This window comes from Zarconia sp., assembly GCF_057467645.1.
Map to the genome: position 1 here is coordinate 105,378 of NZ_JBRJXU010000074.1, position 9,710 is coordinate 115,087.

The following is a 9,710-nucleotide window of genomic DNA, read 5'->3' on the forward strand; positions in this document are numbered from 1 at the left end:
CCCAAATCTTCCCAATTTCATGACTCTGGCAACTTGGATTACGCTCTCTCGACTCGTGGGTATCCCTTTCTTACTCTACTGCTTGTACGATCCCACTCCCGTTCGTCGATGGAGTAGTCTGGTGATTTTTCTCGTCGTCGCCGGTACGGATTTTTTGGATGGTTATGTTGCCCGACGCTTCGATATGGTGACCGACTTGGGCAAATTTCTCGATCCCCTCGTCGATAAATTGCTGATTTTAGGAACGATGCTCGCCCTGGTTGAAATCGATCTTATTCCAGCCTGGGGTGTCTTTTTAATTTTGGCGCGAGAGTTGACGATTTCCGGTTGGCGAGTCAATCAACCGAAAATTACAGGCGCCAATACTTGGGGTAAGCTGAAAACGGTCAGTCAAATTGTGGCGATTTCTTTACTAATCGCGCCGCTCTCGGAAATTTGGTATCTTCCGACTCTAATTGCATTTTGGATTTGCGTCATCCTGACATTAATCTCCGGAGCGATTTACGTATTTCCCACCACTGCAGTAGATGAGTGAAACCCTTTTTCATGCTTACACTCTCCTAGTCCTCTGGATGGGATTGGGGTTATTTTCATTTCGCTTTCTCCCCGATGACTTTCCCAGGTTACTGGGTCGAAGTTTATATTGGGTTGGCGTTCCCCTAGATTTTAACCCTGGTCGGTTGGTCGGGAGACGCGCGATTGGCTGTGGTGCTGATGTCGGGTATGCCAACCGCCTTTGGGGGATTTATTTTCGCTGAAGAATACGATCTCGATCGAGATTTAGTCACCAGCAGCATCATCCTGACGACCATTGGCTTGTTGTTGATGATTCCTGTCTGGCTAGTGGTTTTCGGGTAGCCGCGATTTACTGGACTGGTAACTCTCCGGGGGCGACGATGAGAGTAACGGTTTGTCCGTTACGAGCCACTTCCACTTCCAAAGGCGTACCGATACGACTGGCTTGCACGATCTGCTGAACGGATTCAGAGCGAGAAATGGGTTGGTTCTCCATTCTCTGAATCACATCTCCGGCTTGAAAACCCGAAGCTTCCGCTGGAGAACCGGGGATAACCCGCAGGATAACCACCCCTCGATCGACCTGAATTTTAAACGGGAGATCGGAGTTACCATTAATTTGTTCGAGATTTTCCGGAGTCAGATCGACCATTTGAATTCCCAGATAGGGATGCTCGACCTTACCCGTGGTAATCAGTTGTTGGGCGATGCGCTGAGCCGTTTCGATGGGAATAGAAAACCCCAAACCCTGAGCGCCGCTAATAATTGCCGTATTCATGCCGATCACCTCTCCCGTTGCATTGAGCAACGGACCCCCTGAGTTTCCAGGGTTGATGGCCGCATCAGTTTGAATAAACCCGACCCGCTTATCGGGAACCCCCACATCCGTACTCGATCGCCCCGTAGCACTGATAATCCCCACGGTGACCGTACTATCGAGACCGAGGGGATTGCCGATGGCGATCGCCCATTCTCCCGGTTGCAGCAGGTTGGAATTGCCGATGGAGACCGTCGGCAGGCTCGTCGCCTCAATTTTTACCACCGCCACATCCGTCAGGGGATCGGTTCCCAGGACTCGACCCTCGAAACTACGACCATCTTTGAGAGTCACTTCCACCGTTTCCGTACCATCGACCACGTGTGCGTTGGTGAGAATTTGTCCGTTGGGGTCGATGAGAAAACCAGAACCCGTTCCCCGTTCGACTCGTTCTTGGGGAGACGAACCAAATCCAGGAGGCACGAAAAATCGAGGGGGAAAAGAGCCACCAAAATCGGTGACGGTGCGGGCTGCATCGATCCGCACCACCGCCGGTTCGACGCGATTGACTGCGGTAACGATAAAGTTGGTATTGGCTGGGTCTTCTTCCGATACCAGTACGTCCGGTTCTTCCACCTCAACCGGTAACGGTAGAACTTCCGTAGAGATGGGGGAATTTAGCGGTTCGGCAACCGGGTCGGTCGTTCTCGACAGTAGAACTCGCTGAGCGACAATTGCACTACCTGCACCCACCAGAAGCAACATCAAACCGATCGCAGCTTGAGATGCAGAAAATTTGCCCGCTGCTTTGTTTTTGTTCTCGGAAGTTGTCATCCCCTGCCTCTTCTGCTACCTGGTATCTCCCATTAATTATAGAGGGGTTAATCCGTTTCCTCTTCAGAGCCATCGCCTTCAGGCTGACTTTTCTCGGCGATCGTTTTGAGTCGAATATAGAATCCCGAGCCATCGACAGTTGGCGAAAATCGATCGATCTCGATCGGGATTTTAGCTGGTTGGGTCTCGTTTTCTGAGTGACCGTTCGCCCCAGGAGAATCCGATGGCGGTTGTTCTTCGGCGAGTTCGCCTTCATCGATGAGATGTTCCTCGCTTTGCGCTCGGACATCCACTTCTATTGGCTCTGGGTGAGGGGGGTCCGGGCGATCGGGTTCTGAATCTCGATCGACCTCCGTTGCCCTAACGGGCATCTGGACGTGGCGGCAGACTAAAGACTCAAATTCATAGTTGAAATGAGGATAGGGTTGGTCTCGCCGCTGCCAAGCCGCTAAAATCTGCGTTACGGAAACGGCTTTATATCGACCTTGGTAGAGGGCTTCGACAATCGCCAAACGCACCCAATTGGCTGGATAAGTTTCCAGCCAGTCGGAGATCGTTCGTGCGGGAGTGCTCTCTCCAAACTCGAAGCGATAGTAACTTAACAGTGCCAATACATCTGCCACCGCCGGGTCCCTGGCACGTTTTCTCTTTTCCAAGCTCGATATTCACGTTGATAAACTGCTGACTCTATATTAATGGGAGGGGGGAAAGTGAATGGACAATGGAAAATTGACAATTGACAATGGGTAAATCTTCGTTCCGTTCATCCTTCCCATCCTTTCGGACTAGCCTCTTTTTCACCAAGCATCCATTACAAATATCCATGTTCTGCCAGAAAATCCGAGGTGACCGACTCCGCCTCGGATGTACGCTCGACTCCCCCTAATCGATTCTGGAAAAACTTCTCGACGTATTTGCCCAAAATATCCCCTTCCAAATTGACCCAACTGCCCGGACGCAGGTGTTTGAGATTCGTTTCCTCATAGGTATGGGGAATGACCGCCACCTTAAACCAACGACTGAGGCGATCGCACTCGGAAATCGTCAGGCTAATGCCGTTGACGGCGATACTCCCTTTCGGCACGATGTAAGGCGCGATCTGACGCTCCCACCGCTCGTCGAGATTTGAAGGGGCGCCGAAACACATCTCCCAAGAATTACCAACGATTTCAGACCCTTGCAAACATCCAATGCCATCCACGTGACCGGTGACAAAATGGCCCCCCAGCTTGCTGCCCACTCGCAGGGATGTTTCGAGGTTGACGTAGGTTTGACCGCTACCGGGTTCTTGTTGCCCCAGGGTGGTGCGCGATAACGTTTCCGGCGAGACCGCTGCGGCAAAGCCATTGGCGATAAATTCGACCACGGTGAGGCAAACTCCATCCACCGCAACGCTGTCGCCGATCGCCAAGTCCTGTAAAATTATATCGGGGCATCCTGAAAGACATCGAATGTGACATATCCCCTCTGTTGAGGATTCAAAAGTTCCTAGTGCTTGAATTAGTCCGGTAAACACGGTTTTTCCCTCAAGAGCGACTCAATCGTTATTCGGAGTGCGATCGCAGCCAACGCGATCGCCGAAGGGGTCGAAAGAGCTGCTCCTTGGGAACGGCAATCTCCAACCCAGTGTCAGGTTTCTTAGCAAATCCTTAAAGCATTTATTGTAGATCGGCGTAAAGATCGAGGCATACTGGAATTTAGGGATCTAGAGTCGTCTACAACTAGATCGTTCGCCCCTTACCACGAGTATTCAATGAGGCTGAGTCAATGATTGAGATGAAAGTCGCTGGAATTGCCCTAGATGCAGCCAACAGAAATCCAATTGTATTATTGCGAGATGCTCGCGAACGGCGTGCTTTGCCGATTTATATCGGTCAAGACCAAGCTCGCTCGATTATCAGCGCTCTGGAAAACCAGCATCCGCCTCGTCCTCTGACCCACGATCTGATTGTTAACCTCCTGGAAGCTTGGGAGATGGTTTTAGATCGAATCGTCATCCATGCTTTGCAAGATAATACGTTTTATGCGATTTTGAAAGTCCGGCAAGGCAACCGGTTTAAAGAAATTGACGCGCGTCCGAGCGATGCGATCGCCGTCGCCTTGCGAACCGATAGCTCTATTTGGGTGATGGAAGAAGTGGTCGCCGAAGCCTCGATTCCCGTCGATCGAGAAGCTGACGAAGCCGAACGACAAGCCTTTCGCCAATTTGTAGACGAGCTGACTCCCGAAGAACTCATCGAACGGGCTGGCAAAGGACGGCAAAAACCCAAACAAGATCGATAGGTCGATTGTAAGCATTCAGCGATACTATAAAGGAATTGCGCGCGTTTGGTTTCATGTCGCAAAGTGAAACCGCTGCCAGTCATCCGCTTCAAATAAGCTTTAACAGCTAAAGCTCTTGCCTCAATCTCAGCGAACGGCTCTGATTCTTACGCAAGAAAGAACAGATTCACCAGCGAAATTCACCGTAAACACGACAAGTCTCGACCTCCAGTCTGAAATGTCAGCAGAACCTAAAATCTGAAATCTAAAATCTAAAATTGTAAACCCCATGCGCTATCGTCGTTTTGGGAAAACTAATCTGTATTTATCTGTTTTTTCGTTGGGAACGATGCGCTACCTCGCATCGGCTGAAAATGCCATCGAAACGGTACGCGCGGCGGTGGCTGCCGGAGTGAACCATCTGGAAACGGCAAGGGGATACGGCGACAGCGAGCGCTATTTGGGTATGGCTCTCCAGTCGGGGCTAGACCGCGATCGCCTCTACATTACCACCAAAATTACACCCACTGCTGATGGCGCGACGACGGAACGCTACATCGATGAATCCCTCGAACGCCTCGGAATTGACTATCTCGATGGCTTGGCACTGCACGGTATTAACACTCCAGAGCATTTAGAACGAGCGATCGCCCCAGGGGGAGATATTCAAGGTATCGATCGGGCGCTAGATGACGGCCGAGTGCGGCATTTGGGCTTTTCCACTCACGGTGCGATCGAGCTAATTCTCAATGCGATTGGCACGGAATTATTTGAATTTGTCAATCTGCATTACTACTTATTTTTTCAGCGTAATGCCCCCGCCCTCGAACTCGCCCGTGAAAAAGATCTGGGGATTTTTATCATTTCCCCCGTCGATAAAGGCGGACAACTCCATACCCCTCCGGCAACCCTGCAAAGCTTGTGTTCTCCGTTTTCTCCCCTCGAACTCAACTACCGTTTCTTGCTGGCAGACCCTCGCATCACCACCCTCAGCCTGGGGGCGGCCAACCCGGAGGAACTCTTGCCAGCGCTCGGTTTGGCTGATGGCGACGCGCCCCTAACTCCCCAGGAAACCCAGGTTCTCGATCGCCTTGAAACCCATCAAGCTAAGACCCTAAAGGGCGATCGATGTGCTCAATGTTATGGGTGTTTGCCCTGTCCCGAAGAGATTAATATTCCCGAAGTGCTGCGCTTGCGAAACTTGGCGGTAGCCTACGACATGACCGATTTCGGTCGGTATCGCTACGGAATGTTTGAAAATGCCGGACACTGGTTTCCGGGAAACAAAGGTAATCGCTGTACTGACTGTGGTGAGTGCCTGCCGCGCTGTCCCGAACAACTCGATATTCCGGCCCTCCTCCAGGATACCCACCAGCGCCTGCAAGGTTCCCCTCGGCGGCGGTTGTGGGGGTAAGTCGTAAGTAATAAGTGATAAGTGATAAGCAATATGTGATAAGCGCTCGGTGAGATATATATGAATTATTTATTGTGGAGTTTGTGTTTTCTATTTCTAGAATTTATTGCGGGAGTTAGGGTTCTGGCTCAGACATTACCAGAAATCCGAGAAGAACCGGAAGAATCTCTTGAATTAGACGAAACAGATGTAGACATGTCGAGTGCAGAAGAAGCTCCTATCTCTGTATCGATCGAACCTTTAGATGTCTGTTGGATTGAAGAAAATTCTGATTGTACTTCTAGCAGTCTCATTATCACAAAAGATACGATTTCCCAAATAGATTTAACCGTTCCCAGTCTTTGGTGGGCTAGCGAACAATTTGGCGGCAAATTATTAGAGAATTGGCTGGCTTATCCCGAAGAAAGACGAGTGGATTTGGTGGTCAACCGACAGCGATGGACATTGCTCGACTACCTACAACGGTATGCATTTGTGAATCAGATGGGAACCGTAGCGCGATCGGATGGTTACAATGTGAGAATTTTTAACCGTCAAGAACCCGATATGCCGATCGCGACGTACACGTGTAACTTTAGTATGAGCCTTCCCCAATGTGAAATTGAAATTAATTCCGGTGCCAGACCTAATTTAGAGGATGATGAATCGGGGAAGCGATCGAGTGAGGAGCAGCAGATTGAGGAAGGAATGGAGGAAGGGATTGAAGAAGAAGTTGAGGAGCAGGTGGATGGGGCACTTGATGGAGACACTAATAACTGACTGCAAACAAGGGGAGATTCAGAGGTCTATTTTTTAGACTTTTATGAATATTCAAAAGTTAGAATTGATTCTTCTACTTAAATTGGTAAGTATTATTGATGGCATGATTAATGCCGTGGAGTCTATCTTGCCAATGGTGGGAGATCGCACCCAACTTATTCCCGGACACGGCCCGCTTTCCAATCGTGCAGAATTGATGGCCTACCGGGATATGCTCGTCACCGTGCGGGATCGAGTGAGTGAGGCGATCGATACGGGAATGTCGGCGGATGAGTTGGTCGCCTCGAATCCGACCGCCGATTTAGATGAGATTTGGGGGAATGGATTTCTCTGGTCGGAAGCGTTTTTACGGATTGTCTACGAGGATTTGTCGAGATGAACGATCGATTTGAATTTTCTCAAACATTTTAATTCAACGAACCACCGACAAAACTCGAACCCGATCGCCCGCTGAAATTACCTTTTCTCCCACCGGAACGATCGCCAAACTATTAGTTTGGGCGAGATTAATTAAATTGCCGGAACTGTGGCTGCCAGAAGCCAAGTCGAATTCGTACCCGTTGGCAGTGGGGTGCAGTTGTCCCCAGAGGTAGGTTTCCCGGATGCCCCCCGCCCGTAATTGCGCTCGCGTCGTTGCCTCCACAAAAGCAGGTTGCCAACCCTGCGACAATCCCGCCATTTTCTCTAACGCCGGTTGAACGAACCGCCAGCAACTCACTAACGCAGAGACGGGATTACCCGGTAAGCCGAAGTAGAGAACCGATCGCCCATCACGATCGAATGTTGCGACGGTTAGGGGTTTGCCCGGTTTAATCGCCACCGATCGAATGTGGATTTCGCCGCCCAACTCCGCCAGCAGTTCTTCCACGTAGTCGTAATCCCCCACGGAAACGCCCCCAGTGGAGAGTACCGCATCAGCTTGGGCGATCGCCTCTGACATCGCCATTTTCAGGGCTTCCTTGCTATCCGCCACAATTCCCAGCCGTAGAGGTTCCACTCCCAACCCCATCAGAAACGATGCCAGGGCGTACTGATTCGAGTCGACAATCTGTCCCGGTTCCAAAGGGCGATCGGGTTCTACCAACTCGCTACCAGTGGATAAAATGGCGACGCGGGGACGGCGATAGACTTGAACTTGGGTACATTGTGCCGCCGCCAACACCGCAATATCTGGGGCTTGCAACCGCACTCCCGCTTCCATCAACACTGCCCCGGCTTGATAAAATGCTCCTCGGTGGCGAACAAACGCCCCAGATGCTTCCGGGGGAATCAGAATTGAAACTCGATCGCCCTCCCGTCGGGTATTTTCTTGCATCACCACGGTATCCGCCCCCACTGGCATCATCGAACCGGTGAGAATGCGAGCAGCTTGTCCCGGTTGGAGGGGGATTTGGGGCGGTTTCCCCGCCGGAATTTCTTCAACGACTGTTAAGTTGGCAGGGCGATCGTCGCTGCACTCGCCCACATCCTCGTAGCGTACCGCATACCCATCCATCGCCGAGTTATCCCAGTGGGGGAAATCCAACCCGCTGGTGACAGGGGTTGCCAAAATCCGTCCCGTCGCGTCTAATAGGTTGACTGTATCCGTATCTTGCGGGCGATCGAAGGGTCGAACGAGATCGAAAAGAATAGCTTCTGCGTCTTGAACCGGTAGCATGGCGATCGATAGGTGAAGAGTAACGAGTTTTTCGGGTTTGGGAATTTGCAAATTATAGCGGCTTTTCCCGATTGAAGATACCAATCGATCGCATTTCTATCTCAATTCAAATATTAATTTATTCAAATGAACCTTTTAAAAGGTTACTCTAAATTTAAAGACGATCGCAACTTAAAACTTTATTTTTGACGCGAAATATAAAACTTATTACCTATTACTTATTACTTATTACTTGTGTTAATCAACCTCTCTTTCCTCATTCCCCAACCCACCGGCATCAGCACCTACGCGCTCAATATTCTGCCACACCTCAAACCCCTCGATCCCACTCTCCTCGTCTCCGAAACACTTCCAGGCTACCACTGCCACCCCATTCCCGTCGGACTCACCCCAGACCAAGGAATACGGGGTCATTTGCGCCGCTTGCAGTGGACGCAGTTTCGCTTGCCCCAGGTGTATCGAAATTTAGGCGCTAATCTCCTATTTTCCCCCCTACCCGAAGCCCCATTAGTCGATCGATGTCGATCGATTATTACCGTCCACGATCTGATTCCGTTGCGATTTGGCGATCGTTTTTCTCCCCTGACAAACTACCATCGCTACTACGTTCCTCGCGTCCTCAAACGGGCGTTACATATTCTGTGCGATTCCACCGCAACGGCTGATGATTTGACTAATTTAATGAGCGTTCCGGCAGAGAAAATTACGCCAGTTTTACTCGCTTACGATGCCGATCGCTTCCAGAATTTAGAAATACCCCAAGGAAACTATTTTTTCTATATCGGACGACACCATCCCTATAAAAATTTAGAGCGTTTAATTGCTGCATTTGCTCAAATTGACGATCGCGATGTGGAATTATGGATCGCCGGGCCGCCCGATCGACGCTACACGCCCCAACTCGAAGTCCAGGCGCGAGAATTGGGGGTGGGAAATCGGGTGAAATTTCTCGGATACGTGGATGAAGAGAAACTGCCGGTTCTACTCAATCAAGCGATCGCCCTAGTGATGCCGTCGTTGTGGGAAGGGTTTGGGCTACCCGTCCTCGAAGCCATGGCTTGCGGGACTCCCGTGGTCACTTCCAATCTTGCCTCGCTGCCGGAAGTGGCTGGGGATGCGGCCCTACTTGTCGATCCCTACAAAACCACTGAAATTGCGGCAGCGATGGAGAGCGTACTCAAAGATAATGGGGCGCGATCGCAGCTTCACCATGCCAGTTTAGCCCGCGCTGGTGAGTTTAGTTGGAGTAAATCGGGGCAGGCGACTTTAGAGGTGATTCAGAGGTTTATTTAATCTGGAGAATTGACATCAAAATGTGACGATTCTTCGAGGTGGATGGATACCTGATGTTCCCGCCCGTCCCGGAGCCGACAGTGCAAGAGCTAAAGAGCACCCGCCTTAGCGCGAATTAACGGGTCTTCATCAGTCGCGGCAATTTCTCGAGCCGAAGTATCTCCCAATTGCTCGAGAGCCATCAAACAGGCATATTGAAGGTGGAAAATTGGGGTCTG

11 protein-coding genes are annotated in these 9,710 nt (G+C 50.7%); 7 read left to right on the forward strand and 4 right to left on the reverse strand.

The genetic code is table 11. The features are described from left to right. Positions 1 to 19: 19 nt before the first annotated feature. Positions 20 to 535, forward strand: a complete 516-nt coding sequence (gene pgsA / locus AC2215_RS10960) for a CDP-diacylglycerol--glycerol-3-phosphate 3-phosphatidyltransferase (RefSeq protein ID WP_486810032.1) — start codon at positions 20 to 22, stop codon at positions 533 to 535. Between the two features lie 137 nt (positions 536 to 672). Further along, the gene (locus AC2215_RS10965) at positions 673 to 858 is read left to right on the forward strand and encodes an AEC family transporter (protein WP_486810041.1); all 186 of its coding nucleotides are present in this window, start codon (positions 673 to 675) and stop codon (positions 856 to 858) included. Positions 859 to 865: 7 nt separating this feature from the next. On the opposite strand, the gene AC2215_RS10970 is transcribed toward AC2215_RS10965, so the two are convergent. The 3 genes from AC2215_RS10970 to ribE form a co-directional block, all read right to left on the reverse strand. Next, on the reverse strand, positions 866 to 2,107 hold the full coding sequence (locus AC2215_RS10970) for an HhoA/HhoB/HtrA family serine endopeptidase (RefSeq protein ID WP_486810033.1): 1,242 nt from the start codon (positions 2,105 to 2,107) through the stop codon (positions 866 to 868). A 47-nt stretch (positions 2,108 to 2,154) separates the two neighbouring features. Further along, a complete protein-coding gene (locus tag AC2215_RS10975) occupies positions 2,155 to 2,763 on the reverse strand; it encodes a hypothetical protein (RefSeq protein WP_486810034.1) in 609 nt (202 codons plus the stop codon). A gap of 155 nt (positions 2,764 to 2,918) precedes the next feature. After that, entirely contained in the window at positions 2,919 to 3,623 is a 705-nt protein-coding gene (gene ribE, locus AC2215_RS10980) for a riboflavin synthase (RefSeq protein ID WP_486810035.1), read from the reverse strand. A gap of 251 nt (positions 3,624 to 3,874) precedes the next feature. Between ribE and AC2215_RS10985 the strand changes: the two genes are divergently transcribed. The 4 genes from AC2215_RS10985 (at position 3,875) to AC2215_RS11000 (ending at position 6,921) form a co-directional block, all read left to right on the forward strand. Continuing rightward, entirely contained in the window at positions 3,875 to 4,390 is a 516-nt protein-coding gene (locus AC2215_RS10985; RefSeq protein ID WP_486810036.1) for a bifunctional nuclease family protein, read from the forward strand. A 268-nt stretch (positions 4,391 to 4,658) separates the two neighbouring features. Next, positions 4,659 to 5,783 carry an aldo/keto reductase gene (locus AC2215_RS10990; protein ID WP_486810037.1) on the forward strand — a complete coding sequence of 375 codons (1,125 nt, stop codon included), beginning with the start codon at positions 4,659 to 4,661 and terminating at the stop codon, positions 5,781 to 5,783. A gap of 60 nt (positions 5,784 to 5,843) precedes the next feature. Further along, on the forward strand, positions 5,844 to 6,542 hold the full coding sequence (locus AC2215_RS10995; RefSeq protein WP_486810038.1) for a hypothetical protein: 699 nt from the start codon (positions 5,844 to 5,846) through the stop codon (positions 6,540 to 6,542). Between the two features lie 43 nt (positions 6,543 to 6,585). Then, positions 6,586 to 6,921 carry a hypothetical protein gene (locus tag AC2215_RS11000; RefSeq protein WP_486810039.1) on the forward strand — a complete coding sequence of 112 codons (336 nt, stop codon included), beginning with the start codon at positions 6,586 to 6,588 and terminating at the stop codon, positions 6,919 to 6,921. Between the two features lie 33 nt (positions 6,922 to 6,954). On the opposite strand, the gene AC2215_RS11005 is transcribed toward AC2215_RS11000, so the two are convergent. After that, on the reverse strand, positions 6,955 to 8,199 hold the full coding sequence (locus AC2215_RS11005) for a molybdopterin molybdotransferase MoeA (RefSeq protein ID WP_486810042.1): 1,245 nt from the start codon (positions 8,197 to 8,199) through the stop codon (positions 6,955 to 6,957). Positions 8,200 to 8,433: 234 nt separating this feature from the next. On the opposite strand from AC2215_RS11005, the gene AC2215_RS11010 reads away from it, so the two are divergent. Continuing rightward, entirely contained in the window at positions 8,434 to 9,492 is a 1,059-nt protein-coding gene (locus AC2215_RS11010; RefSeq protein ID WP_486810040.1) for a glycosyltransferase family 4 protein, read from the forward strand. Positions 9,493 to 9,710: the final 218 nt, after the last annotated feature.